23 protein-coding genes are annotated in these 24,554 nt (G+C 64.8%); 7 read left to right on the forward strand and 16 right to left on the reverse strand.

The window, feature by feature from the left end:
- Positions 1-71: 71 nt before the first annotated feature.
- The 7 genes from ACQR07_RS25540 to ACQR07_RS25570 form a co-directional block, all read right to left on the reverse strand.
- Positions 72-920, reverse strand: coding sequence for an FAS1-like dehydratase domain-containing protein (locus ACQR07_RS25540; RefSeq protein WP_434904876.1), 849 nt, complete (start codon positions 918-920; stop codon positions 72-74).
- Positions 921-922: 2 nt separating this feature from the next.
- Complete coding sequence (locus ACQR07_RS25545; RefSeq protein WP_434904877.1) at positions 923-2,035, reverse strand: CaiB/BaiF CoA transferase family protein; 1,113 nt, start codon at positions 2,033-2,035, stop codon at positions 923-925.
- Positions 2,036-2,044: 9 nt separating this feature from the next.
- A complete protein-coding gene (locus tag ACQR07_RS25550) occupies positions 2,045-3,211 on the reverse strand; it encodes an acyl-CoA dehydrogenase family protein (RefSeq protein WP_434904878.1) in 1,167 nt (388 codons plus the stop codon).
- Positions 3,212-3,372: 161 nt separating this feature from the next.
- On the reverse strand, positions 3,373-3,954 hold the full coding sequence (locus tag ACQR07_RS25555; protein WP_434904879.1) for a thiamine pyrophosphate-dependent enzyme: 582 nt from the start codon (positions 3,952-3,954) through the stop codon (positions 3,373-3,375).
- Positions 3,954-4,499 (reverse strand): phosphonopyruvate decarboxylase, encoded by a 546-nt coding sequence (locus tag ACQR07_RS25560; protein WP_434904880.1) that lies wholly within the window; start codon positions 4,497-4,499, stop codon positions 3,954-3,956. The genes ACQR07_RS25555 and ACQR07_RS25560 overlap by 1 nt, the downstream gene beginning before the upstream one ends.
- A 169-nt stretch (positions 4,500-4,668) precedes the next feature.
- A complete protein-coding gene (locus ACQR07_RS25565) occupies positions 4,669-5,940 on the reverse strand; it encodes a cytochrome P450 (protein WP_434904881.1) in 1,272 nt (423 codons plus the stop codon).
- A gap of 220 nt (positions 5,941-6,160) precedes the next feature.
- Positions 6,161-7,456 (reverse strand): cytochrome P450, encoded by a 1,296-nt coding sequence (locus ACQR07_RS25570; protein WP_434904882.1) that lies wholly within the window; start codon positions 7,454-7,456, stop codon positions 6,161-6,163.
- Between the two features lie 224 nt (positions 7,457-7,680).
- Here ACQR07_RS25570 and ACQR07_RS25575 point away from each other — a divergent pair, with 224 nt between their 5' ends.
- The 3 genes from ACQR07_RS25575 to ACQR07_RS25585 all read left to right on the forward strand — a co-directional run bounded on the left by ACQR07_RS25575 (position 7,681) and on the right by ACQR07_RS25585 (position 11,411).
- Positions 7,681-8,853: an isovaleryl-CoA dehydrogenase gene (locus ACQR07_RS25575; protein WP_434904883.1), complete on the forward strand. Its 1,173-nt coding sequence runs from the start codon at positions 7,681-7,683 to the stop codon at positions 8,851-8,853.
- A gap of 205 nt (positions 8,854-9,058) precedes the next feature.
- Positions 9,059-10,288: a YjgN family protein gene (locus ACQR07_RS25580; RefSeq protein ID WP_434904990.1), complete on the forward strand. Its 1,230-nt coding sequence runs from the start codon at positions 9,059-9,061 to the stop codon at positions 10,286-10,288.
- Positions 10,263-11,411, forward strand: a complete 1,149-nt coding sequence (locus tag ACQR07_RS25585) for a M48 family metallopeptidase (RefSeq protein ID WP_434904884.1) — start codon at positions 10,263-10,265, stop codon at positions 11,409-11,411. The genes ACQR07_RS25580 and ACQR07_RS25585 overlap by 26 nt, the downstream gene beginning before the upstream one ends.
- Before the next feature lie 196 nt (positions 11,412-11,607).
- On the opposite strand, the gene ACQR07_RS25590 is transcribed toward ACQR07_RS25585, so the two are convergent.
- Both ACQR07_RS25590 and ACQR07_RS25595 read right to left on the reverse strand, forming a co-directional pair.
- Entirely contained in the window at positions 11,608-12,351 is a 744-nt protein-coding gene (locus ACQR07_RS25590; protein ID WP_434904885.1) for a DUF2927 domain-containing protein, read from the reverse strand.
- 131 nt (positions 12,352-12,482) lie between these two features.
- On the reverse strand, positions 12,483-13,046 hold the full coding sequence (locus ACQR07_RS25595; protein ID WP_434904886.1) for a L,D-transpeptidase: 564 nt from the start codon (positions 13,044-13,046) through the stop codon (positions 12,483-12,485).
- 285 nt (positions 13,047-13,331) lie between these two features.
- Between ACQR07_RS25595 and ACQR07_RS25600 the strand changes: the two genes are divergently transcribed.
- Positions 13,332-14,879, forward strand: coding sequence for an acetolactate synthase large subunit (locus ACQR07_RS25600; RefSeq protein ID WP_434904887.1), 1,548 nt, complete (start codon positions 13,332-13,334; stop codon positions 14,877-14,879).
- Positions 14,880-15,017: 138 nt separating this feature from the next.
- Positions 15,018-15,533: a hypothetical protein gene (locus tag ACQR07_RS25605; RefSeq protein ID WP_434904888.1), complete on the forward strand. Its 516-nt coding sequence runs from the start codon at positions 15,018-15,020 to the stop codon at positions 15,531-15,533.
- A gap of 118 nt (positions 15,534-15,651) precedes the next feature.
- On the opposite strand, the gene ACQR07_RS25610 is transcribed toward ACQR07_RS25605, so the two are convergent.
- Positions 15,652-15,852, reverse strand: a complete 201-nt coding sequence (locus tag ACQR07_RS25610; protein ID WP_434904889.1) for a hypothetical protein — start codon at positions 15,850-15,852, stop codon at positions 15,652-15,654.
- Between the two features lie 376 nt (positions 15,853-16,228).
- Between ACQR07_RS25610 and ACQR07_RS25615 the strand changes: the two genes are divergently transcribed.
- The gene (locus ACQR07_RS25615) at positions 16,229-17,023 is read left to right on the forward strand and encodes a class I SAM-dependent methyltransferase (RefSeq protein ID WP_434904890.1); all 795 of its coding nucleotides are present in this window, start codon (positions 16,229-16,231) and stop codon (positions 17,021-17,023) included.
- A gap of 34 nt (positions 17,024-17,057) precedes the next feature.
- On the opposite strand, the gene ACQR07_RS25620 is transcribed toward ACQR07_RS25615, so the two are convergent.
- The 5 genes from ACQR07_RS25620 to ACQR07_RS25640 all read right to left on the reverse strand — a co-directional run bounded on the left by ACQR07_RS25620 (position 17,058) and on the right by ACQR07_RS25640 (position 22,409).
- Complete coding sequence (locus tag ACQR07_RS25620) at positions 17,058-17,375, reverse strand: hypothetical protein (RefSeq protein WP_434904891.1); 318 nt, start codon at positions 17,373-17,375, stop codon at positions 17,058-17,060.
- Positions 17,376-17,714: 339 nt separating this feature from the next.
- Positions 17,715-18,398, reverse strand: a complete 684-nt coding sequence (locus tag ACQR07_RS25625) for a sugar transferase (RefSeq protein WP_434904892.1) — start codon at positions 18,396-18,398, stop codon at positions 17,715-17,717.
- A gap of 236 nt (positions 18,399-18,634) precedes the next feature.
- Positions 18,635-19,738 (reverse strand): glycosyltransferase, encoded by a 1,104-nt coding sequence (locus ACQR07_RS25630; RefSeq protein WP_434904893.1) that lies wholly within the window; start codon positions 19,736-19,738, stop codon positions 18,635-18,637.
- A gap of 152 nt (positions 19,739-19,890) precedes the next feature.
- Positions 19,891-21,480, reverse strand: coding sequence for a GMC oxidoreductase (locus tag ACQR07_RS25635; RefSeq protein ID WP_434904894.1), 1,590 nt, complete (start codon positions 21,478-21,480; stop codon positions 19,891-19,893).
- Between the two features lie 74 nt (positions 21,481-21,554).
- On the reverse strand, positions 21,555-22,409 hold the full coding sequence (locus tag ACQR07_RS25640; RefSeq protein WP_434904895.1) for an aldo/keto reductase: 855 nt from the start codon (positions 22,407-22,409) through the stop codon (positions 21,555-21,557).
- A 114-nt stretch (positions 22,410-22,523) separates the two neighbouring features.
- Here ACQR07_RS25640 and ACQR07_RS25645 point away from each other — a divergent pair, with 114 nt between their 5' ends.
- Positions 22,524-23,543 carry a glycosyltransferase family 2 protein gene (locus tag ACQR07_RS25645; RefSeq protein ID WP_434904896.1) on the forward strand — a complete coding sequence of 340 codons (1,020 nt, stop codon included), beginning with the start codon at positions 22,524-22,526 and terminating at the stop codon, positions 23,541-23,543.
- On the opposite strand, the gene ACQR07_RS25650 is transcribed toward ACQR07_RS25645, so the two are convergent.
- A complete protein-coding gene (locus tag ACQR07_RS25650) occupies positions 23,540-24,460 on the reverse strand; it encodes a glycosyl hydrolase (protein WP_434904897.1) in 921 nt (306 codons plus the stop codon). The two genes, ACQR07_RS25645 and ACQR07_RS25650, sit on opposite strands and share 4 nt — an antisense overlap.
- Between the last annotated feature and the right edge of the window lie 94 nt (positions 24,461-24,554).

Consider the following 24,554-nt stretch of genomic DNA (forward strand, 5'->3'; position numbering starts at 1 on the left):
AACCGACGAAGCGATCCAGAGTCGTCGGGACTCCGAATTGCGTCGCTACGCTCGCAATGAGGAAACCCATGTCACCACGTCGCGGTGCCCTTCATGGTCGGCTGCCGCTCGGCATTCGCGGTCCACACCTCAAGGCCGCGCTCGATGGCGCTGGCATTCACCGAGAACTCCGAGCCCTCGAACAGCGGCTGCACGCCGCGATAGGCGAATTTGGCCGGCGGTTTGCCCTTGAGCTTGGCGGCGAACTCGACCAGCAGTGCGGCCTGCAGCGGGCCGTGGAAGATCAGGCCCGGATAGCCCTCGACCTTGGTGACGTAGTCGCGGTCGTAATGGATGCGATGGCCGTTGAAGGTCAGCGCCGAATAGCGAAACAGCAGCACGGGATCGGAGACATGGCTCTCGCTGTGCTGCGCGGCCGGTGGAGGCGGGGGTGCCTTGGCCGGCGCGGGCTGCGCACCGCCCATGTCGCGGTACACGATGTCCTGCCGCTCGCGGATCGCGACACCGCGCGGCGTCGAGACCACATGCTCGACGGCGACGAAGCAGAGCTGGCCGGTCGAGCCGCTCTTCAAGCTGACGTCCGTGATCGTCGAGACGCGCGTGGCGACGTCGCCGACGCGCAAGGGATCGATGAATTGCACCTCGCCGCCGGCCCACATCCGCCGCGGCAGCGGCACCGGCGGCAGGAAGCCGCCGCGGGTCGGGTGGCCGTCGGGGCCGAGCTGATCGTGCGGAAACACCGGCTGGCCCAGGCACCAATGCACCGTGTAGGGCGCGATGTCGCCAGTGGCCGGCTCGCCGATGTCCTGGAACAGCGTCGCGCGCAGGCCCTTGGTGAGCTGCGCGGTGACGATGTCGACAGCCTCGGCGCTGCGGCCGACCCACTGCTTGAGGTGATCGAGATCGAGGGGCTCCGTCATGATCATCCCTTTCGCTGATGCGGCGAGGCGGCCTCGCCGATCGCCGGCACGGTGCCGTAGTGTCTGTCATCGCCGACGACGATAACGGCCGGCGCCGGATAGCTCACGACGCCGTTCGGCGTGTCGACCTCGATCCGCCGGAGATGCGGATGGGTCGAGAGATCGGCCATGCTGTTGACCTCGGCAAAGGCGATGTCGGCCGCGGCGAGCTTGGCGAGCAATTCATCGCGCGACAGCGCCGCGAAGCGCTCGGCCACGATGCCGTCCGTCAGCGCGCGGTTGCGCACCCGTTCGACCATGTTGGCGAAGCGCGGATCGTCGGGCAGGCCGGGCTGGTCCAGCACTTTGGCGCACAACGCCGTCCACTCGCGCTCGCTCTGGATCGAGATCAGGATGTCCTTGCCGTCCTTGGAGGTGAACACGCCGTAGGGCGCGATCGAGGGATGCGCGAGGCCGATGCGCTTCGGCGCATTGCCGGCTTCCGCGTTGAGCAAGGGCACCGTCAGCCAGTCGGCCATCACGTCGAACATCGAGATCCGGATATCGGCGCCTTCGCCGGTGCGGCCGCGCTTGATCAGCGCCTCCAGGATCGCGGCATGCGCGGTCGCGCCGGTGGCGACGTCGACGATCGACATGCCGACGCGCGATGGACCCTCGGGACCGCCGGTGATCGAGGCGAGGCCGCTCTCGGCCTGGATCAGGAGATCATAGGCCTTGCGATCGGCGTACGGTCCGGTGTCGCCATAGCCGGTGATGGTGCAGCAGATCAGCTTCGGATGGTCCCTGCGCAGCCGCTCGCGCGCAAAGCCGAGTTTGTCCATCGAGCCGGGCTTGAGGTTCTGCAGCAGCACGTCGGCGCCTGCGATCAGGGTCTCCAGCTCGGCGCGACCTTCCGGTTTGGCGAGATCGACGACGCGCGAATCCTTGCCGCGGTTGAGCCAGACGAAATAGCTGCTCTGCCCCTTGGCGGCGGCGTCGTAGCCGCGTGCGAAATCGCCCTCGGGCCGCTCGATCTTGATGACATGGGCGCCGGCGTCGGCCAGGCGCGACGAGCAGAACGGTGCGGCCACCGCCTGCTCGACGGCAACGACGGTGATCCCTTCAAGCGGCAGCATCGACAAGCCTCAGTACGAGCGCGGCATGCCGAGCACGTGCTCGGCGACGTAGGACAGGATCAGGTTGGTCGAGATCGGCGCCACCTGGTACAGCCGCGTCTCGCGGAACTTGCGCTCGACGTCGTACTCCTCGGCGAAGCCGAAGCCGCCATGGGTCTGGATGCAGGCGTTCGCCGCCTCGAACGAGGCGTCGGCGGCGAGCATCTTGGCCATGTTGGCCTCGGCGCCGCAATCGAGCCCGGCCTCGTATTTGCGGGTGGCCTCCTTGACCATCAATTCGGCCGCGCGCATCGAGGCATAGGCCTTGGCGATCGGGAACTGGATGCCTTGATTCTGGCCGATCGGGCGGCCGAACACCACGCGCTCCTTGGCGTAGGCGGTCGCCTTGGCGATGAACCATTTGGCATCGCCGACGCATTCGGCCGCGATCAGGATGCGCTCGGCATTCATGCCGGAGAGGATGTAGCGAAAACCCTTGCCTTCCTCGCCGATCAGGTTCTCCGCCGGCACCCGCATGTCGGTGAAGAACACTTCCGTCGTGGCGTGGTTCATCATCGTCCGGATCGGACGGATGGTGAGGCCGGCCTTCTTGGCCTCGCGCATATCTACGATGAAGACGGAGAGACCATCGGTGCGCTTCTGCGCCTGCTCCTTCGGAGTGGTGCGCGCGAGCAGGATCATCAGGTCGGAATATTCGGCACGGCTGGTCCAGATCTTCTGGCCGTTGACGATGTAGCTGTCGCCGTCGCGCCTGGCGAAGGTCTTCAGGGACGATGTGTCCGTGCCCGAGGTCGGCTCGGTGACGCCGAACGCCTGCAGCCGCAATTCGCCGCTGGCGACCTTCGGCAGCCACTTGGCCTTCTGCTCGGCCGAGCCGTGCCGCAGCACCGTGCCCATCGTGTACATCTGGGCGTGACAGCCGCCGCCATTGCAGCCGGCGCGCTGGATCTCCTCGAGGATCGCCGCAGCCGCCGACAGCTTCAGCCCGGCGCCGCCATATTCCTCGGGGATCAGCACCGAGAGATAGCCGGCCTGCGTCAGCGCATCGACGAAGGCGGACGGATAGGCCATCTCGCGATCGAGCTTGCGCCAGTATTCGCCGGGGAACTGGGCGCACAGCTTGGCGACGGCGTCGCGGATGTCGGCGTAATCGTCGTGCTGATGGTGGTCTGTCATGTGTTGCTCCGCGGGCCGCGTGACGCAGCCTGGGCTCTCTCCCTGAACTCGTTCCTGATAGCCTATGACCAAGCGGGTCCCGCTTGGCAAGCTTGGAATGCCAGCGTTGCTGCCGTGCAGCCTTGCCGGGGCGACAGAGCAGGGCGGCCTGCGGTCCCGTTCTAGCTGACGGGAAATCCGAGGTGTCCGCGGAAGCGGTTCTTGAGATGGACGCCGTCGCGCGCCGGCAGGGCGCGGTCGACGTGATCGGTCGAGATCGCGACGCGGGCGAAATGGGGGCCTGCGAGATCGCGCAGCTTCGGCCGGAAGCTGGCGAGCGCGTCGTGATCGAGGATCGTCGTCACCGAGGGAAAGCCCGCGCCGGTGGCGATCAACTCGAGATTGGCGCCGAGTCCCGAATGGCTCATCTGCATGCCGGTCTCGCCGAAATGAGCGTTGTCGAGCACGACGATCGAGAGGTTCCTGGGCTTCTTGGCCGCTGACGTCGCGAGGCTGCCGAGCCCCATCAACTGCTCGCCGTCGCCGGTGATGACGGCAACCGGCCGCGACGGCTGCGCCAATGCGAGGCCGAGGCCGATCATGGCGGCGCCGCCCATCGCGCCCCAGAGGTAGAAGTTCGCATCGTGGTCACCGGCGGCGAACACGTCGTAGGACGACGAGCCGAGGCCGCTGACGACCAGGAGATCGCCGCGGTCGTGCAGCAGCGCCCTGACGGCGGTGCGGCGGTCGAGTGCCGGACTCATCACTTGTCCTCCGTCCACTTCTTGGCGCCGATCATGCGCTGGGAGATCAGCACCGCGATCGGCTGATCGCTGTCATAGGCGAGCCTTGCGGCCGCCGCGGCCATCTCGCCGGCATCCTCGGGACGCTCCAGCCGGAACACGGTGACGCCCATGATCTCGAACGCGGCCTGCGTCGCCTTGCCCATCGGTACCTGCCACGGATTGAACTCGGCCCATTCGCCGCGCATGGTCACGAAGGTCAGGAACGGGAAGCGGCAGCTCTGGAGCAGCGAGAGCATGTTGACGCAATTGCCGACACCGCTCGACTGCATCAGCAGCACCGCGCGCTGGCCGCCGAGCCAGGCGCCGGCGGAGAGCGCGACGCCTTCCTCCTCGGTGGTCAGAACGGTCGTGGCGATCGCCGGATCGTCGTGGGCGAGCCGGATCAGGCGGGAATGGCCGGCGTCCGGCACGTAGCAGAGCTGGCGGACGGAGGCCGCTTTCAGCGCGTCGTAGATGGCGAGCGGCCAGTCGGGGCCTGAGGTGAGTGTGTCGGAAGCGGGCATGACGTCCTGTAGCTCACGAAGTTGCGGAGCGCGGTGGCCTCATGGTTCGAGACGCCGCTACGCGGCTCTCACCATGAGGGGAAACATCTCTCGCCGAATGGGCGATCGCCCCTCATGGTGAGGAGCGCCGCCTTCGGCGCGTCTCGAACCATGAGGCCCCCCTGCGCGATCATCCCGGAATTCGCACCGGCAGTGACTCGTAGCCGCGCACGAAGCTGGAGTAGACGCGCTTCGGTTCGCCGACCACCTCGATGCGGTCGAAGCGCTTGAGGATTTCCTGCCAGACGATGCGCAGCTGCAGCTCGGCGAGCCGCATGCCGACGCAGCGGTGGATGCCGAAGCCGAACGAGAGATGGATGCGCGGCCGCTTGCGGTCGATGATGAAGGCGTCGGGGTTCTCGATCACCTCGCCGTCGCGGTTGCCCGAGATGTACCACATCACGACGCGGTCGCCCTTCCTGATCTTCTGGCCGCCCAGTTCAGTGTCGACCAGCGCAGTGCGGCGCATGTGCGCGAGCGGCGTCTGCCAGCGGATCACCTCGGGCACCATGGTCTCGATCAGCGCCGGATTGTCTCGCAGCTTCTGGTACTCGGCCGGGTTCTCGTTCAAGGCCAGCACCGACGCCGTCATGGTGTTGCGCGTGGTATCGTTGCCGCCGACGATGAGCAGGATCAGATTGCCCATCAGATTGTCCGGCGTCATGTGCCGCGTCGCCTCGCTATGCGCCATCATCGAGATCAGGTCGCGGCCGGGATTGGCCTGGCGTTCCTTCCAGATCCGGCCGAACGTCTCGGCGCAGTCGGCCAGCTCGCGCAGGCGCTCCTCCTCCGATGAGACGATGCCGCTCTTGGGCAAGGCGGTCGAGACGTCGGACCAGCGCGTCAGCTTGCGGCGCTCCTCGAATGGGAAGTCGAACAAGGTCGCCAGCATCTGCGTCGTCAGCTCGATCGAGACCTTCTCGACCCAGTTGAAGGTCTCGTTGCGCGGCAGCGAGTCCAGCACCTTGGCAGAACGCTGCCGGATCAGCACCGCCATCTCGTCGAGATGATCGGGCGTGAACATCGGCTGCACCGTCTTGCGCTGCTCGCCGTGAACAGGCTCGTCCATCGCGATGAAGCTCGGCCATTCATAGCCGGGCGGCACATCGCGGATCATGATGCCGCCATTGCTGACGTCCGACGAGAAGATCGCGTGATTGGTGTCGACATGCATGATGTCGTGATAGCGCGTCACCGACCAATACGGCTCGATCGGCGCCTTGGTACAGTAGTGCACCGGCGCCTCCTTGCGCAGCCGCTCGAACCACGGCCAGAGCGTGTCGTTCTGGAACAGCCGCGGCGCGCCCGGGTGGAAGTCCTCGATCGGCGTCGCATAGGCCTCCAGCCGCGCGTCGCGCAGCAGATCGGCATGGTCGGAACGAAGCGCGGCCTGGGCGGTCATGGGGTGGTCCTTTTTTGGAAGGTCGCTCAACAATCGAGATAAGTCATGAGTCTACTCGTCCGTCGTCGCGAGCAGGATGCGTAGGGTGGGCAAAGCGAAGCGTGCCCACCGTCTTTCGCGCCAGTCGCGAGATGGTGGGCACGGCGTTCGCGCGCTGCGCGACCGCCTTTGCCCACCCTACGGGACCATCGCTTAGGCCCGACTCGTCCTCAAATGCAACCTACGCCGTAATCCTTACCGGCAATGTCTCAAATCCCTTCACGAAGCTGGAATAGACCCGCTTCGGCTCGTCCATCACCTCGATATGATCGAATCGTTTCAGGATCTCCTCCCAGATGATCTTGAGCTGCAGCTCGGCGAGGCGCAGGCCGACGCAGCGGTGGATGCCGAAGCCGAAGGACAGGTGCTGCCGCGGCCGGGCGCGGTCGATGATGAAGTCGTAGGGACGCTCGATCGAGGCCTCGTCGCGGTTGCCGGAGACGTACCACATCACCACCTTGTCGCCCTTTTTGATCTGCTTGCCGCGGAACGCGATGTCGGCGAGCGCGGTGCGCCGCATGTGGGCGAGCGGCGTCTGCCAGCGGATCACCTCCGGCACGAAGCTGTCGATCAGCGCCGGGTTATCCTTGAGCTTGCGGTACTGGTCCGGATGCTGACTGAGCGCGTAGATGCTGCCGGACATGGTGTTGCGCGTGGTGTCGTTGCCGCCGACGATCAGCAGCACGAGGTTGCCGAGGAAGTTCTTCGGATCCATGTTCCGTGTGGCTTCGCTGTGGGCCATCATCGACAGCAGGTCGCTCTTCGGCGGCTGGCTCTGCCGCTCCTGCCACAGCCGCGCGAAATAGCGGGCGCACTCCATCAGCTCGGCCTGCCGCTCGTCCTCGGTCGCGACCAGCCCGTCCGGGCCGGGGATCGTGGTCGCGATGTCGGACCAGCGCGTCAGCTTGCGGCGGTCCTCCCAGGGGAAGTCGAACAGCACCGCGAGCATCTGCGTCGTCAGTTCGATCGAGACGCGGTCGACCCAGTCGAACACCTCGCCGACCGGCAGATTGTCCAGGCACTCGGCCGAACGCTTGCGGATGTTGATCGCGAGCTCGTCGAGATGCGTCGGCGTGAACATCGGCGCCACCGTCTTGCGCTGGGCGGCGTGACGCGGCGGGTCCATCGCGATGAAGCTCTCGCGGCGCAGGTCGGGATCGATGTCGCGGATGGTGATGCCGCCGAGCGCCGACGCCGAGGAGAACACCGCGTGATTGGTCTCGATCTCCATGATGTCGTCATAGCGCGTGACCGACCAATACGGGCCGAACATCGAGTCCTTGCAATAGTGCACCGGGTCCTCGCGGCGCAGCCGGTCGAAATAGGGCCAGTGCGTGTCGGTGCGGAACAGCTCCGGATGGCCGGGGTCGAACTCGGCCAGCGGCAGCGATGCGGCGCGGCGGGCGGCCTCGTCGATCGCGCGCGTGTCTGTTTCGGTGTGCCGGCGCGCCTCGGCCGTGTTGGCGGTCCCGTGCATGGACATCTCCCTGATGGCCGGATTCTCGGTCGGTCCGGCGATATTTGCGCGATTACATCCTGCCCGGCAGCGCACGGCAAGCGCGGAGTTTGACGGGGCCGCCCACCCGGTCTTGCGTCGCGGCGCTGGTGTTCGGCCGGAGGTTGGACGTGACAAGCGCCGCGCCACGGAATATGGCTGAACGCAATTGTTGCAGAGCAGAAGACTAGCAGGAGGCCGCCCCCATGATCGCCAACGCGCAGCGCATGTTCAACTTCGATCTCGGCGAGACCGCTGACGCGATCCGCGAGACGGTGGCCAGCTTTTCGCAGGAACAGATCGCGCCGCGCGCGGCCGAGATCGATCGCTCCAATCAGTTTCCGCGCGATCTCTGGCCGAGGATCGGCGAGCTCGGCCTGCACGGCATCACGGTCGAGGAGGAGTATGGCGGGGCCGGGCTCGGCTATCTCGAGCATTGCATCGCGATGGAGGAGATCTCGCGCGCCTCGGCCTCGGTCGGCCTGTCCTACGGCGCCCACTCCAACCTTTGCGTCAACCAGATCCGCCGCAACGGCAACGAGGCGCAGAAGCGCAAATACCTGCCCAAGCTGATCTCGGGTGAGCATGTCGGCTCGCTGGCGATGTCCGAGCCGCAGGCCGGCTCCGACGTGGTGTCGATGAAGACCCGCGCCGACAAGAAGGGCGACCGCTTCGTGCTCAACGGCAACAAGATGTGGATCACCAACGGCCCCGTCGCCGAGACGCTGGTGGTCTATGCCAAGACCGATCCGCAGGGCGGCCCGCGCGGCATCACCGCCTTCATCATCGAAAAGGGCATGAAGGGATTCTCGACCGCACAGAAGCTCGACAAGCTCGGCATGCGCGGCTCCGACACCTGCGAGCTGGTGTTCGAGGATTGCGAGGTGCCGGAGGAGAACGTGCTCGGGCAGGTCGGCCGCGGCGTCAACGTGCTGATGTCGGGCCTCGACTACGAGCGCGCGGTGCTCGCCGCCGGTCCGCTCGGCATCATGCAGGCCTGCATGGACGCGGTGCTGCCCTACGTCCACGAACGCAAGCAGTTCGGCCAGCCGATCGGCACCTTCCAGCTGGTGCAGGGCAAGGTCGCCGACATGTATACGACGATGAATGCGGCGCGCGCCTATGTCTATGCGGTCGCTAAGGCCTGCGACCGCGGCGAGACCACGCGCGAGGACGCGGCGGGTGCCATTCTGTTCGCTGCGGAGAAGGCGACGCAGTGCGCGCTCGACGCAATCCAGCTGCTGGGCGGCAACGGCTACATCAACGACTATGCGACCGGACGGCTGTTGCGTGACGCCAAGCTGTACGAGATCGGCGCTGGCACCAGCGAAATCAGGCGCATGCTGATCGGACGTGAGCTGTTCGATAAGACATCATAGAACGCGAATTGGCCGGCTGCGCGCGCCTGCAGCGTGTTCGCGCACCGGCCAGAAGCACATATTTTATTCAGTCTCGCCAAGGCCGGTGTTTTTTTCCGGCCGACTTGCGTACAAATAGCGTCGAACCTCGGAATCGACCCAGCGACGAATAGCCGGGGCATATTTTAGTCTTTTTCGCGTGTCGGAGGCGTGAGCCGTGAACCAGATGAGTTACGTTCCGGGGCAGCCTCCGCCGCTTCCGCCGTTGACGGCGACCTTCTCCGGGGCACGCGGCGAGTTTTTCCGGCTGGTCAGCCGCGGTGCGGCCATCGAACTGATCACGCTCGGCTTCTACCGATTCTGGCTGGCGACAGACATCCGGCGGCATCTGTGGGTCAATACGGCCATCGACGGCGATGCGGCCGAGTATACCGGACGCGGCAAGGAGCTCTTGATCGGCTTCCTGTTCGCGATGGCGATCCTGGTCCCGATCTACCTGGCCTATTTCCTGATCGGCGTCGAGGCCGAGCGCTACCAGGGCTTCGCCAGCGTGCCGCTGGTGATCGCCTTCTATGCGTTCGGCCAGTTCGCGATCTATCGCGCGCGGCGCTACCGGCTGACGCGGACGGTCTGGCGCGGCATCCGGTTCTGGATGGACGGCTCGGGATGGGCCTATGCCGGGCGAGCGATGCTGTGGACGCTGCTGGCGGTGCTGACGCTCGGCTTGGCGTGGCCGTGGCGCGCCGCCGCGCTGGAGCGCTACAAGATGCGACACTCGCATTATGGCGACCTCAGCGGCGACTTCGAGGGACGTGGCTGGGAATTCTTCAAGAAGGCCAAGTACCTTTGGTCGGCGCCGTCTATCGTCGCCCTGATATTGGGACTTTTCGTCGTTGCCACGATGCAGTCCGATCGGGTGGCGTCGTTCTGGATGTTGGCGAGCGGGATCTTCGGTATTCTCTCGTTGGTCTTGCTGCCGCTGTTGCCGTTTATCTACGCGTGGTTCAAGGCCGTCGAATGGCGCTGGTGGTTGTCTGGCATCCGGGTCGGCGACGTTCGTCTGGATTCGACATTGCCGGGCAACGCGTTCTTCGGCCTGTACTGGAAACTGATCGGGTGGATGACCCTGCTGTTGGTGATCTATGTCGCGTACATGATCGGCGTGTTCGCGCTGCTCGAGCGGCTGGTGGGCAAGGGCGCCGATGGGCTGCCGCAGTTAGACGCCGTCATGAATCATGTGGGATTGATGGTCGGGTTGGGGCTCGGATACATAGCGCTGATCCTGTCAGCCAACGTCGCGATGCGGATGTATCTGGTGCGCGACATGTGGGCGACGGTGCTCGATACGGTCGAGGTGCATGGCATCGAGGCCATGGCCAACGTCGGCGCCAAGGGCGATCTGGCCAGCGCGCTGGGTGAAGGGTTTGCCGATGGACTCGACGTCGCCGGATTCTGAATCCGAGCCCGGCGGCGGCGCAGGTCGTTCGCTCGACGGCACGTCGACCGAGCCGGCCGCACCGCCCGGCGGCCCTGCGACCTATTTCGACGGCTTGTCGAACCGGCGCCAGACGGTGACGATCAGTTTGGCCAATCAGCTGGTGATGCGCAGCGCCGACAATTTCGTGTCGTGGCCGTATGTCGACATCCGGCGGGTGGATGGTCCGAGCGGCACGCTGCGGGTCAGCTGTCTGTCCGCATCTCCGCTGGCGCGGCTCGAGATTCGCGACGCGGCGCTCGCCGACGCGTTGATCGCGCGCTGCGTCCAGATCGACGAAAACCGGCTGACGCGGAGCGGGATTGCCCGGATCGTCGGCTGGTCGCTCGCGGCCGCGGCCTCGATCGTCGCGCTCGTTCTCGTCGTGCTTCCGCGGGCCGCCGAGCGGCTGACGCCGCTGGTGCCGCCGGCGATGGAGCGGCATCTCGGCGAGGCTGCCGTCGTGCAGATCCACGCGCTGTTCGGTGAAAAAGCATGCAGCGAGGCGGCCGGGCAGGCGGCGTTCGCCAAGCTGGTCACGGCGCTGCGCCAGCCTGCGGGCCTCGACGACAGCATCGCGTCGGAGGTGCTGGATACGCCGATCCCCAACGCCTTCGCGCTGCCGGGCGGCCGCTTCTTCCTGTTTCGTGGGCTGCTCGACAAATCGAACGATCCCGACGAGGTCGCCGGTGTGCTGGCGCATGAGCTCGGCCATCTGAAGCATCGCGACAATCTGCGCCAGGTGATCCACAACGGCTCGAGCTCATTCCTGATCGGCCTGCTGTTCGGCGACGTCACCGGCGCCGGCGCGGCGATCTTCGCCTCGCGCGCCATGATCGACGCGTCCTACTCGCGCGAGGCGGAGGAGGCGGCCGACAGCTTTGCCATCGACGTCATGCACAAGCTCGGGCGGCCGACGCGGCCGATGGGCGAATTGCTGTTCCGCATCACCGGCAAGGAGGACGGCAAGCGTCCGTCGCTGTGGGGCAGCCACCCGCTGACCGAAGACCGTCTGGCGCGCATGCGCGCCGAAGACCGCCCCGCCAGCGGCCCGCCGCTGCTCAGCGCCGAAGAGTGGAAGGCGCTGAAGGGGATTTGCAGGTAGCTGAGTTCCCACAGCTGCTTCGCCAAAACTGGTGTCGTCCCTGCGAACGCAGGGACCCATAACCACAGGCCCTGTTGAGGCAGGCAACTGCCAGCCTCGTCCCTCGATAGCATCCGCGGTATGGGTCCCTGCGTTCGCAGGGACGACACTGGAGATGTCGCGCGAGTCGGGCAGACCGCCAGGCCCCGTGCTCTGCTCACTCCGCCAGATTGTTCACCTTCTTCACCCACGCTCTGACGTCGGTGAGCACGTCCGGCAGCACCGCCTTGACCTCGGAGAGCGTCATGCCGGCCTTGACGCGGGGGTCGTAGAGCAGGTTGAGGATGTACTGGTCGTAGATGTCGAAATAGCCCATCGAGACGTTGTCGTTGAACATCGTCCAGGGCACGCTCGAGGTGTCGTTGATCGGCCCGAGCGACTGCAGCAGCTCCTCATAGGCGCAGTCGAGGAAGACGAAGTCGCCATTGTCGACGGTCAGGATGACGTCGGAATGCTCGATCTCGAACGCTTCGTTCTTACGGAATCCGGACAGGCATTGCGGGTCGAGCGAGGTCTTGATCTCGCGGGCGCGCTCGCTGCCATAGGCCTGGCTGATGGTATGATAGAGGTCGCGGTCGCGCACCAGCTTGACGCGGACATTGGCGTCCCCGTCGCTGTCGGTCATCGCGATGTCGAGGTTGCGGACGCGCGCGGCGATGTCGCCGACGACCTTGGCGAGCTGCGCCTTGCGGTCGGCGCGGCGGCTGTCGGCATAGACCCGCACCGGGGCGCTGTATTTCCTGATGCGGTCGACCCGGCCGGCGAGATGATATTCGGCGCCGAATGCAGTCTTGTAGAAGCCGTCGGTGATTTCGGCGTCGGTGAAGCTCTTCTTCTCGGCGCGCTGGCGCGCGACGATCGCGGGGATCTCGGTGGCGAAGGCCGGCTGCGGCTGCAGCATCGTGACGATCTGGCCGAGCGCGGCGGACAGAACGATGGCCGCTGTTCCAAGCGACCGCCGGGAGCATCTGTCATGTTCCCGGCCAGGATGAGCGCTCCGGCGTTGCGACATGATCCCCCGGCGCGACCCTGTCAGTTCTTGACGACGACAGTGGTGCCGACCGAGACGCGGTCGTAGAGGTCGGCGACGTCGTCATTGGTCATGCGGAAGCAGCCCGACGACACCGCCTGTCCGATCGTCTCCGGCTCGTTGGAGCCGTGGATGCGGTACAGGGTGGAGCCGAGATACATCGCGCGCGCCCCGAGCGGGTTCTCGACGCCGCCGGCCATGTGGCGCGGCAGGTCGGGACGGCGGCGCAGCATCTGCGACGGCGGCGTCCAGGCCGGCCATTCCTTCTTGGCGGTGATGCGGTGCACGCCGCTCCAGCGGAACCCGTCGCGGCCGACGCCGATGCCGTAGCGCAGCGCCTGGCCGTTCGGCAGCACCAGATAGAGCCGGCGCTCGCCGGTGTTCACGACGATCGTGCCGGGCGCATATTCGCCCTGGAACATCACGGTCTGGCGCGGGATCGGGCTGACGCCGGTCCGATAGTTGTTCGTCACGGCACTGAACGGGTCCGTCCATTGAGCCTGTGCCATCCCGGCACTCGACAGCAAGGCGAACGCAGCAACCACCCCAGCAAAATACCGCTTCATTTCCATCCCCTGGCATAAATCAAATTACGTCGAAGACAGGCCACAATCCGCCCGATTTCGCAACCCACGGCAGCGTGACGGGCGCATGCGAGCGGCGGCTGTGATGCAAATCCCACGGACATTCCAAATGCTGCGGCTGGGGCCGTTGCCAATACCGCGTTAGCCAAACCTGCGGGCGAGCATCATGCCGATGGCAGCAATGCGGCCAGCCCCTTTGACGCAGGCAGCGAACAATGATTGATCTGGCGTCTTGCAAGACAGAGCGCGGTGTCACGGGAGCAAATGATGAACGGTGCGGAAAGCCTGGTACGGACCCTGGTCGCGGGGGGCGTTGACGTCTGCTTTACCAATCCGGGCACCTCCGAGATGCACTTCGTCGCCGCGCTCGACCGGGTCGAGGGCATGCGCTGCGTGCTCGGCCTGTTCGAGGGCGTCGTGACCGGCGCCGCCGACGGCTATTTCCGCATGAAGGGCACCCCGGCCTCGACCCTGCTGCATCTCGGCCCCGGCCTCGCCAACGGCCTCGCCAACCTGCACAACGCCAAGAAGGCGCGCTCGGGCATCGTCAACATCGTCGGCCAGCACGCCACCTACCACATCGGCTTCAACGCGCCGCTGACCTCGGACATCGAGGGCCTGGCGCGGCCGATGTCCGACTGGGTGCGAACCTCGCCGAGCGCACAGGCCGTTTCTGCCGACGGCGCCGCGGCGATCGCCGCCGCCAAGAGCGCACCGCCGCAGATCGCCACCCTGATCCTTCCCGCCGACACCGCCTGGAACGAGGCCGACGGCATCGCCCAGGTTCCGGCAGACGCGCAGCGCCCGAGCTATTCGGCCGACGCCGTCGAGAAGGCCGCCAGGATCCTGCATGCCCACGGCCCCGAGACCCTGGTGCTGATGACGGCAGGTGCGCTGACCGAGCAGGCGCTGACCTTCGCCCAGCAGATCGCCGGCAAGACCGGTTGCCGGGTCATGGGCCAGACCTATCACCCGCGGATGGCGCGCGGCGCGGGACGGTTCTCGATCGACCGCATCCCCTATGTGATCGAGCAGGCGCTGCCGATCCTGAAGAACTACAAGCACATCGTGCTGGTCGAGGCCAACGACCCCGTCGCCTTCTTCGCCTATCCGAACAAGCCGAGCCAGTTGAAGGCCGAGGGCACCGAGGTGCACCGCATGACCGCCTGGGGCGAGAACTCGGCCGCCGCGCTCGAGGCGCTGGCCGGCCATCTCGGCGCCAAGGCCGCGGACGTGAAGCCGCAGCCGCTCGCCGAACTGATCAAGCCGCAAGGGGCGCTCAACCACACCACCATCGCCCAGGCCATCGCCTATGCGATCCCGGAAAACGGCATCATCGTCGACGAATCGATCACCACCGGCCGCGGCTTCTTCCCGCCGACCGCGGCCGCGAAGCCGCATGACTGGCTGCAGAACATGGGCGGCTCGATCGGCTTCTCGACCCCGGTCGCGACCGGCGCCGCGGTGGCCTGTCCCGATCGGAAAGTCATGTGCCTCGTCGGCGACGGCAGCGCGATGTACACGATCCAGTCGCTGTGGACCCAGGCGCGCGAGAACCTCAACGTCGTTACCGTGGTGTTCGCCAACAGGATCTACCAGATCCTGCGCGGCGAGTTCGACGGCGTCGGCGCCGGTGAGCCCGGCCAGCGCGCCCAGGACATGCTCAAGATCGACCGCCCGACGCTCGACTTCGTCGCCATGGCCAAGGGCATGGGCGTCCCCGGCCGCGCCGTCACCACGGCGGACGAGTTCAACGCGGCGCTGGCCGAGGCCAATGCCGAATACGGCCCGCGCCTGATCGAAGTGCAGATGTAGGTCTTTGCGCCGAGCACCCGACGGCCGCAAATCGGCCGCCGGGTGATGGCAGCGTCATTGCCGCATTTTGATGGTTGGCGACTCAGCACGAACGCGTGTTGATGGTGACGTCTCCATCGTTTGTTCTGTTTGGGCGGCATGCACAGCGAATTGAACCGGCTGATCTCAGCGCTGCAGGAGTTCTATGCGCGCGAGCGCTTCATCCTCGACCGCGATCTCGGTGAGCGCGCCCTGACGCACCGGCTGTCGGTGCATGTCGAGCGCAACTTCCTCGGCTGGGACGTCGATTGCGACTACAACCGGCTCGGCGACCGCGCCATGCTGCTGCCGCGCGGCTCGATCGTCTCGACCGACGACGAGCTGGCCAAGTCGGTCTACCCGGATATCGTCGTGCACAAGCGCGCGGTGCCCGACAATCTGCTGGCCATCGAGGTGCGCAAGGCCAGCAATCACCAGCCGCTGGCGCATGACCGCCACAAGCTGATGGCGCTGACCGACCCGCATCTATGGTTTGCCTACTGGATCGGCGTGCTGGTGATCCTCGACCGCCGCAGGGTGATCACGCCGGAGGTCTATGTCGGCGCAAGGATCGACCCGGCGCTGTCCGCCTGGTTCGCGGCACGGTTGCAGCAGCTGCAACTGGGGGCAGGATAGGGGCCTTCAGGGGAGCGCTGCTCGGGCGCGCTGAGGCGACGCTCCGCTTCGACCTAGCAACTCCACCGCGCAATTGGCGGGCGTGGGCGTGCCCTCGCGGTACGCCCACGCTGCCGGCTTACTTCGACATGGCGTCGCCGGAGGTCTTCTTCGCCGACTTCTTCTTCGTCTTGCTCATCTTCATGTCGTCGCCCGCGCCCATGGCGTCGCCGCCCTTCGCCGCCTGGCCAGTGGTCGTCATCGGCTTCTCGGTGGACTGGGCCAGAGCGGCCGACGAGACGAACGCGAAGGCGGCGGTGGCGATGATCAGTTTACGCATGCGGAAAACCTCCGTGGGTTGGAAACGCGCGGACCATAGGCGAATTCGACGCGCGGCGTTCTGACGCAGGAATCAGGAAAACGTGAGAGTTCCGCCCTGCAAAAGCCGACTTGCGCCGCCCGCGCGGAGCGAGACGGGCGCATTCTGTGGCGCGTGCAGTCGACGCAGGAGACCCATGCGGAGGCGTACGAGGCCAAATTGGCCGGGTGCTGTCGGACCCAGCGGCCGGCCGTGGGGAGACGTCTCGATTCCCTCAACGACTGCGCAGTTCCCGTCGGCGTAAGCCCCAAACGCCCGGACAAGCAGGAACAAAATTTCGGAGCCTCCGCGCGCGTCGGACGTTGAGTGTTCCTCATCCGGCATCAAGGAGAGCCACGTGGCAAAAGCATCCTCGTTCTTTGCGCTCAATCGGCGGCTGTCGCGCGCGATCACTCCGGATCACTATCACGAAGCCAACGTCTTTGCCGCGTATCACAAGATCGGTGCCATCCTGCTCTCGCATCCGGAAACGCGAACGGTGCTCGACGTCGGCGCCGGAAAGCAGTGGCACTTTCCGCATCACTATAAGGGCTGGCACGGCATCAGGCTGATCGGGCTGGATATCGACGGTGATGAAATGGCCGGCAATCCGCTGCTCGATGAGAAGATCGAGGGCGACGCCTGCGAAGGCATTGCCGTCGCGCCGGGTTCCGTCGATCTCGTGATGATCAGCTCCGGCATCGAGCATTTCAGCGACAACCAGCGCTTCCTCGACAACGCCTTCGCGGCGCTGCGGCCTGGAGGCTACCTCATTGCGCAGTTTCCCGGCCGCTACGCGCCGTTTGCCGTCGTCAACCGGCTGTTGCCGAAGGCGGTCACGAAGAAATTGCTCAAAACGTCAATGGGAGAGACGGCCGAGCATCTCGGCTTCACGGCGCACTACGACAGAACGAACTACTCGGCGTTCCGCAACATGGTGTGTCAGTCCGGGTTCCAGACCGTCTACCATCTGCCCGGATATTCGAGCAGCACTTATCTCGAGTTCTTCGTTCCGTTCTACCTGGCCTCCTATCTTTACGACAGCGTGCTGCATGCGGTCGGGTTGAGGGATCTCGCCGCCTATAATTTGTGGGTGCTCCGGAAGCCGGGCGGGGATGATCTGCCGGAATTCAAGCTCTACGCCTGGAAATGACGGCGTTGCTGTTGCGCGAGGCCGGCGCGGGCGTTCAAGCCTCGGTTGGCGGTGCCGGGTGATGGTCGTTATCCGGAGTCTTGGCCGCGCCTTGGCTGTCGCGGCGGCCTCCGATGGCCATGGCCCAGGACACGAGGAGGCGCAACAACAGCCCAAGAAAATAGCCGCCCTGGAGCGCGGCTTCGGCCATGAGGATGCGGACCGCTGTCGCCTCGTAACCTGCTCCGCGCGACATCGAGAAGATCATGACGATGATCGGCACGAGGAGAATGACCGGGAGAAGCGCCTGCCAGCGGAACGCAAAACCGATCGCGGTTCCCGACAGCGCCAATCCGACGGCGAGGTACGTCATCGCGATGCCCCGGATGCGCGGATCAGCGGCTCGCTGCGATCGTCGTCGGTGGTCGAGACGGACTCGGTTCTCAAGGCGGAACTGCTCCGGCGCAGGTGAGAGGCAAGTGAGGGTTCACAATACCGGCTCGTGCCAGGAACTGTCGGATCAGAAGCAACGCCGCAAGGCGGCATCGGCCCGAGGCGAACCTGCTTCAGCTGATCAGCAAATTGCGGCATCCACCGGGAACTGGAGACGAGCGCCCGATGCTCATCTCCGGATCATGGATGTGCCACATTTAGCATCATTCACGCGATTCGCGATGACCTATTGCGCGCGTTTCTCGCGAATGATCGACGATCAGTACGCTGTATTGGAGAAACAGACAGCCGGAAGCGTCGCCATGATGATCTTGGCGTCAAGGATCATCGACCAGTTGTGGGCATAGTAGCTGTCTAGGACCACGCGCCTTTGGAACGTCGTCGTGCTGCGGCCGCTGACCTGCCAAAGCCCTGTGATGCCGGGCCGGCAGGAAAAATAGGCGCGGACGGCGTCGGAATAGCGATCCAGTTCCTCTTCAGTGACCGGACGGGGGCCGACGATGCTCATGTCGCCCTTGAGGACGTTGAAGAGCTGCGGCAGTTCATCCAGGCTGGATTTCCGCAACAAGGCGCCGACCGCCGTGACCCGCGGATCCCTGCGCAACTTCCGCGTCGCGTGCCATTCGGCAGCAGCAACGGGATCGGATTCCAGGTGCCGGCGCAACCGTTCCGACGCATCGATCGCCATCGTCCTGAACTTCAGGCAGCCGAACGGCTTGCCGTTGAAGCCGATCCGCTGGTGACGGAACATGATAGGACCGGGAGCGAAGCAGGCCGTCGCGAGGCAGCACAGAACGAGGAGCGGGGAGAGTAGGATGATGCCCCACAAGGCCAGCACGACGTCAGCTGCTCGCTTTGTTGTAAGTCCAATCGGACGGTCGGTTGTGAGGAAGACAAACAGCGGTTGTTCATCTGCACCAGTGACCTTGGCAATTCCGTCCATGTCTAAAGCTCCAACGCACAGGCATTTATTGTTGCAATGCGAACAAAATCGATCTGATTGTCATCGTTCCAATCTTTTTCGAATTTGCTGGATTGTTCCAAATGTTCTTCGTGTTGCCGAGGAAATGCCACCAGGGCGCCGCATTACGAATTGCGCGCGGGCATGTATTAGTTGAGAACCTCGAGGGGAAGACCTGCGCTGTGTAATCGGAACATCCATGCAGCAGCGATCCCTCGCTACGTCGCGTGCACTGTCGCGGGCCGCCCAGCGCGCATGCGGGTCTCGCCTTGCAGCGAGCTCTCGCCGAGAATCAGTTCCAGGCTTTCAAGCAGGCGCTGCCCATTCAGATTCCAATCGAACAGGCCGTCAGCCTCCGCGAACGCGCCGTTCTGCAAATGATCCAGGCGACCGACGTCGTCGATCACTGCGGCAACGTTCTGAAGAAGTTCGGTGACATCGGCTTCGACGAGAAAATGATCCTTCACTCGCCTTGGAATTCCACCGAGCGCCGGCTCGACGGCGGCAACGGGAACACGGGAGAAGATGTAGTCCAAAATCTTCAGCTTGAAGCCGCCGCCGATTTCCTCCGGCACCAGCGCGACGCGCGCATGGCTCAGCTCTTCCGCGAGATCATCGACGAAACCTCGGAACGCAACCCACGGAAAGCGTTGCTTCAGCCGTGACAGCAGGGGGGCCGGGACCAGGCCGATGACATGCAGCTCAATCGAATTCGGTGGGAGAATGCCTGCCGCCGCATTGAGCATGCGCTCGAGATTGATCTGTTTGGCGATCCAGCTGAAGGAGCCGACGATGACGGCGCGTCTGGGAACTCCGGTATCGATCACACGCGGCGGCGCGCGTCGCCCTGCATAGCCGGGCGGCAGCACGACGCAGCTAAGCGCAGGGTTGATTTCGGCGAACGAGTCCCGGTCCTCTTCGGTCAGGGTCACGAGAAGGCGGCAAGATCGGGCAAGGTCCACCTCGGCCAGGCCGGTCTTGCGTGCATTCTGCTTGAGCAGATATTTTCGGACCGGATCCCCGGTGAAGTTGCGGGCAATCTGATCGGTAACGCGTGTCTCGAAATCATGCGACACGTGAACGAACACGGGGCGGCGGCGCGCAAAGCTGCGGACAAGGGGAATGGCCCAGCTCATTCCGTACTGATCGAGCACGACGGCATCGTAGTCATGCGTGGCGAGCTCCCGCGCGATGGCATCGCGATAGTCCCTGGTCGCAAACCGTGCTCCGACCAGCGGCAGCCGACTCGCAAGGCCGAGCAGCTTCGCGTTCGGTGCGCCAGGCACGAGCGTCCAGCGCACCTGCGGCTCGAGTTCGGCCACGCTGCAGGTTGAGTCGTCGGGGTTTTGCAGGCCGAGGAAGACGACATGGCCGCCCTGGCGCGCGACCGCGCCGGCGAGGTGCGCCGAGTAGATGCGATCACCGGCATTGAGCGGGGTCGGCAGCGCGCGCGCCAGCCAGAGGATCGACGGCTTCATTTGGTACTCCGCATCGCAGCTGACATGTGCTCGGCCAGGCGAATGGCCAGAGCGACGATCGTCAGGGTGGGGTTGGCCGAGCCACTGGTCGGGAAAACAGCGCTTCCGGCGATGTACAGATTTTCGAGGTCATGGCTGCGGCAGTCCGGATTGACGACGCCCTGTTTCGGATCATCGCTCATTCGCGCCGTGCCGATGTGATGGCCGCCGACGGCGATGGTCTGGCCGACGCTTTCGTCCAGCGCGGCTTCGTCGAACAGCACCCTCGCTATACCCGTCCGGTCCATCACACGTTGCAGTTCGCGGTAGCTCGCCGCGATCGAGGCCTTGTCCTCAGGACAGACGCGCCAATCAATGTGCAGCTTGGGCATGCCGAAGCGATCGCAGTTGCGGGTCAGCGACAGTCTGCTGTCGTACAGCGGAGTCTGCTCGGCATTGTAGTCGAGCGGATAGCGTCCGGTGTTCGAGTGAAGCGCCACGTAGGGGATGCGCCGGTAGCGGGCGTGACGCTTGTAGACCCACGAGCCTAGAAACCTGGCCAGCGGCCAAGGCTTGCCGGCGATGTTGGCGATATGCCGGGCGGCGAGGGCGCCGCCGCTGGGCAGCCGATCGAGCGATTCCAGCTCCACCGCGGTGATCTTCCGCCTGTACTCGGGAAGCACAAAGCGTTTGGCGATGTACATCAACGACAGCACGGGGTCGCGATGCTCGGGGTTCATCGGATTGGCGTGGTGGAGGCGGAAGATCATGTTCCGCAACTCGTTGCGGCGCCGAGCCGGCTCGGAGAGCCGAAGATGATGCTTTGCATAGACGCCGTCCGACGTCTTCGCGAAGTCCCAGGCCACGCGACGGCCGCTGGCGACCTGCAGACACCCGAGAGTGCCTTCCAGGTGCGACATGTAGTATCGGCCGAGCGTCCCGCTCGAATTCGCAAGGCCGGCAGGGTTCGTCTGGTTCGATGCCGCGAGAAGACGAACCGATTCCAGCCCGCCGGCCGCGAGAACAACGTACTTCGCACGGATACGGAACGTGTTTCCGGCGACGGTGGCACAGTCGAGCGCATCCACCCTGTGGCCGGAGCTGTCGGTGTGCAGACGGGTCACGGTCGTCTGGATCAGGATCCGGTGCAGCGACGAGCGGATCAGATCAGCCTTGAAGCGGCGTCCGAAGTTGGTTGGTGGGCTGAAACGCTCGAGCCCTACCGTCACGTCGGCGTCCGCCAGCCCCTCGACGATCTCGCCAGATCCCTTGAGCGAGCTGGTGTCGAACGAGAACGCACCGGCGTCGCAATAGGTCAAGGCTCGCGCATAATACACGGCGACATCATCGTAGGCGATCGGCCATCCGCTGTTGGCGACGTAAGGTCGCTTCACGAAATCGTCTGGCGATAGCGGGACGCAGCGGCCACCCCAGATTGTCGACGAGCCGCCGAACCGTCGTTCGCGATACATCTCCGGCGGCGGATGGCGGCTGCCCGCAGCAAGCTCCGCGGCGTTGAGGCCGTGGATCAGCTTGTCAGGCCGGAAGCCGCCGCTCTCCACCAGGATCACCGAGCGCGACGTTGCCATCAGCTCGCGCGCGATCACGATGCCGGCAGGACCGCCGCCGATGATGCAGACCTCCGCGTCGAGCGCGGTGCCCGAGGCGATACGGCGTCCGTCTATGAACACGTTTCATCCTGTTCCTGAAAGGCATCCAGCACCCGAGCGAGATGCGTCAGACGCGTCGTTCCGACCAGAACGCGGCCGATATCGCCGCGTGCCATCGCTTCACTGAGCGTGGCGCGGGCGGCGGGCCATCGGTCTCCATCCGAGTTCGGTGCAGCCGCCTGCATCAGTCCGCGGCCGATCACGAGAATGGCGCGTTGCCGCGCCCGATCGAGAGCGACTTCAATCTCCTTCGTCATCGGCCACAGCGGGAGCTCGATCGCGCCGATGCGCGGGTCGTTCAGCGCGAGCAGCGCGGATTCCGTGTCCTCGCAGGAAATTCCGATGGAAACGGCTTTTCCGGCCGCCTTGATCTTCTCGAGGTGGCCGACGGCTTCTCCGCGGACGATGATGTCGGCAGGGGGGCTGTGCAGCAGCAGCAGGTCGACGTAGTCGGATTTCAGCCGCCGCAGGCTCGCGTCGATGCAGACTTGAAGATAGCCTTGGGAAAAATCCTGCGGCAGCGCCGCGTCTCGCGTTTTCGCCAGCAGCTGACGACCGCCGCCGCTGCGCCGGATCAGCGGCGCGATCACGCCCTTGAGAGGTCGTGCGGCGCGCATCCACATCGGAAAATACTGCCCTGCCTTGGTGACGATGGTGGTCTGCTTGCGCCGACTGCCGAGCGCTGCTCCGAGCATCCGCTCGCTTTCGCCTTGGCCATAAATATTGGCGGTGTCGAAGAAGCGTATGCCGCGATCGTAGGCAGTTTGCACGAGCGCCAGCGCATCGGCGCGATCGCAACCGAGCACCGAGCCAAGTCGCGCGCAGCCCAAGCCGAGCCGCGTTCCAATCACATCAACGCCGCTCATGGATAGGAACCTGCAATGCGGCTCGGGATTGGCACATGCGTATCGCGCCCGCTTCGGGCGGCGCATCCGTGCGCGTTGCGCATATCCAGTTGAGTTCCAGTCCGGGATCGTTCCATGCCAGCGCAACCCTTCGTGACGATCATCGTTCCAACGCTGAACGAGGAGAGATACATCGCGAGGGCCATCGACTCGCTGATCGCTGGGCTCGAAGACGTCGCGTACGAGCTGATCGTGCTCGATGGCGGCAGCACCGATCGCACCACCACCATCGTCGCGCAGCTCGCAGCGTCAAATCCGAGAATTCGACTGGAAGCGAACCCGCAGCGCTACCAATCGGCCGCAGTCAATCGGGGCGCCATGATCGCGCACCCGGAATCCGAGATCATTCTGCGCGCAGATTCCCACGCCGAATATCCGCCCAGTTTCGTCGCCGGCCTGATTCGGGAACTGCGCGAGCGCGAGGCTGGATCGGTGGTGGTGCCGATGCGCACGCGCGGGACGGCATTCATTCAGCGCGGCATCGCGGCTGCGCAGAACAGCCGGTTTGGCAATGGCGGCGCGCTGCACCGGATCGGAACGACGTCGCGCTACGTGGAGCATGGCCATCATGCCGCTTTTCTGCGCAAGACGTTCCTGGCGGTCGGAGGATATGACGAAAGCTTCACGCACAACGAGGATGCGGAGCTCGACATCCGGCTGAGGAAGTCCGGCGCCAAACTGTGGCTATGTTCCGAACTGGCCGTCACCTACTTTCCGCGCAGCTCCTTCGGATCGCTTGCGCGACAGTATTTCAATCACGGCTCTGGCCGCGCGAAAACGATGCTCAAGCACCGTCAGCAGCCCAAGCTTCGACAGATGCTGCCGTTGGGCGCGCTTGGAATGAACGTCACTGGAATTGCGTTGAGCTGCGTATTCGGCGGACTGTTTCTGCTTCCGTCGGCGCTGTATGCGGGCGGCTGTCTCGCTGCCGGCGCCTGGCTCGCCGTCGTCAACCGCGATGTGGCCGGCTGTGCAGCGGGCCCTGCTGCCATGATCATGCATCAGAGCTGGGCAGCCGGCTTCGGGTATCGCGTCCTTCGCTCCTGGCGCTCGAGAACGGCGCGGATCAAAGTCGAACGCCGGGCGCTGCCCTAGGGGAAGTGTTGCGGAGATGCCGAGGCTCCGAAGACACGGATGTAGGCCGCCGCCGCTGCGGGATATTGACCATCGCTCAGCTTGCCCGGAAATGCATCATTGGAGTTCCAGACGCTCTGATAGAGCACATGATGGCTGGCAAACCATTCCGCGGCTTTGGCAATGTAGAGTCCTGCCTGGTCGGAATTGATGCCCCATTCTGGATAGGCCGTCGGCTTGTTGTGGGTCGCGGCGAAGTCTTCCAGCCATTTGAGGCCGTAGGGGCCGTCCACCATTTCGGTCCATGCTTTCTCGGGATCTGCCGGATTCCACTTGGTATTGTAGTAGAAATCCATTCCGACCACATCGACGTAGTCATCGCCGGGATATGCGTCCGCAGCGTTCATGCGCGTTTCGCGAATATTCACGTTCCATTCGAAACGGAACCGATCTGACACGGCACGAAATGCCTTCACGAAATTGCGATAGGCCAGAATGAAGTCGTTCTCCTTTGCCGCGGCTGCCCAGGGCATCCAATCGCCGTTGAATTCCTCTCCCATCCGCACGTAGATGACGGCGTCACCGGGCCGAGTTCCGGAGAGCATCCGGGCCGCCCGATCGTAGAAGGCCTGATACTTGCCGGCTGCGGCGTCCGACAACGAACCACCGTCGGCGAACATCGGGATCGTCCAGCAGATCGGCCTGTCGAGTGGCGACCACAGCGACACCGACCATCGGATGCTGTCGACCCAGTCCTTCCAGTTGGCCCGTCCCGTATGCGCGACGATCTGATCGACCGGCCGGCCAAGCCAGTTCTCGAAGGATTTAAGGTCGGACGGACTGTTCCCGACATAGGCGCCGATTGCGGGGCTGCCTGCGGAGCAGGCAATGGTCGAGCACAGCAGCAACAGAGCTGTGAGCATGGCGCGTAGCGGCATCGAATGTCCGATCCATTGAAGGAGCATGAAGTGATGTGAATGGCGCCGGTTCGCTGCTTCACCCAGACGTGTTCGGTCAAACATGCGCAGAGGA

This window comes from Bradyrhizobium sp. HKCCYLS20291, from assembly GCF_051167715.1.
Taxonomy (GTDB): domain Bacteria; phylum Pseudomonadota; class Alphaproteobacteria; order Rhizobiales; family Xanthobacteraceae; genus Bradyrhizobium.

What these genes read in the sequence shown, in the direction of transcription:
- ACQR07_RS25540 (WP_434904876.1), bottom strand. Translation starts at nt 920, where the DNA reads ATGACGGAGCCCCTCGATCTCGATCACCTCAAGCAGTGGGTCGGCCGC.
- ACQR07_RS25545 (WP_434904877.1), bottom strand. Translation starts at nt 2,035, where the DNA reads ATGCTGCCGCTTGAAGGGATCACCGTCGTTGCCGTCGAGCAGGCGGTG.
- ACQR07_RS25550 (WP_434904878.1), bottom strand. Translation starts at nt 3,211, where the DNA reads ATGACAGACCACCATCAGCACGACGATTACGCCGACATCCGCGACGCC.
- ACQR07_RS25555 (WP_434904879.1), bottom strand. Translation starts at nt 3,954, where the DNA reads ATGAGTCCGGCACTCGACCGCCGCACCGCCGTCAGGGCGCTGCTGCAC.
- ACQR07_RS25560 (WP_434904880.1), bottom strand. Translation starts at nt 4,499, where the DNA reads ATGCCCGCTTCCGACACACTCACCTCAGGCCCCGACTGGCCGCTCGCC.
- ACQR07_RS25565 (WP_434904881.1), bottom strand. Translation starts at nt 5,940, where the DNA reads ATGACCGCCCAGGCCGCGCTTCGTTCCGACCATGCCGATCTGCTGCGC.
- ACQR07_RS25570 (WP_434904882.1), bottom strand. Translation starts at nt 7,456, where the DNA reads ATGCACGGGACCGCCAACACGGCCGAGGCGCGCCGGCACACCGAAACA.
- ACQR07_RS25575 (WP_434904883.1), top strand. Translation starts at nt 7,681, where the DNA reads ATGATCGCCAACGCGCAGCGCATGTTCAACTTCGATCTCGGCGAGACC.
- ACQR07_RS25580 (WP_434904990.1), top strand. Translation starts at nt 9,059, where the DNA reads ATGAGTTACGTTCCGGGGCAGCCTCCGCCGCTTCCGCCGTTGACGGCG.
- ACQR07_RS25585 (WP_434904884.1), top strand. Translation starts at nt 10,263, where the DNA reads ATGGACTCGACGTCGCCGGATTCTGAATCCGAGCCCGGCGGCGGCGCA.
- ACQR07_RS25590 (WP_434904885.1), bottom strand. Translation starts at nt 12,351, where the DNA reads ATGCTGCAGCCGCAGCCGGCCTTCGCCACCGAGATCCCCGCGATCGTC.
- ACQR07_RS25595 (WP_434904886.1), bottom strand. Translation starts at nt 13,046, where the DNA reads ATGAAGCGGTATTTTGCTGGGGTGGTTGCTGCGTTCGCCTTGCTGTCG.
- ACQR07_RS25600 (WP_434904887.1), top strand. Translation starts at nt 13,332, where the DNA reads ATGAACGGTGCGGAAAGCCTGGTACGGACCCTGGTCGCGGGGGGCGTT.
- ACQR07_RS25605 (WP_434904888.1), top strand. Translation starts at nt 15,018, where the DNA reads ATGCACAGCGAATTGAACCGGCTGATCTCAGCGCTGCAGGAGTTCTAT.
- ACQR07_RS25610 (WP_434904889.1), bottom strand. Translation starts at nt 15,852, where the DNA reads ATGCGTAAACTGATCATCGCCACCGCCGCCTTCGCGTTCGTCTCGTCG.
- ACQR07_RS25620 (WP_434904891.1), bottom strand. Translation starts at nt 17,375, where the DNA reads ATGACGTACCTCGCCGTCGGATTGGCGCTGTCGGGAACCGCGATCGGT.
- ACQR07_RS25625 (WP_434904892.1), bottom strand. Translation starts at nt 18,398, where the DNA reads ATGGACGGAATTGCCAAGGTCACTGGTGCAGATGAACAACCGCTGTTT.
- ACQR07_RS25640 (WP_434904895.1), bottom strand. Translation starts at nt 22,409, where the DNA reads ATGAGCGGCGTTGATGTGATTGGAACGCGGCTCGGCTTGGGCTGCGCG.
- ACQR07_RS25645 (WP_434904896.1), top strand. Translation starts at nt 22,524, where the DNA reads ATGCCAGCGCAACCCTTCGTGACGATCATCGTTCCAACGCTGAACGAG.
- ACQR07_RS25650 (WP_434904897.1), bottom strand. Translation starts at nt 24,460, where the DNA reads ATGCCGCTACGCGCCATGCTCACAGCTCTGTTGCTGCTGTGCTCGACC.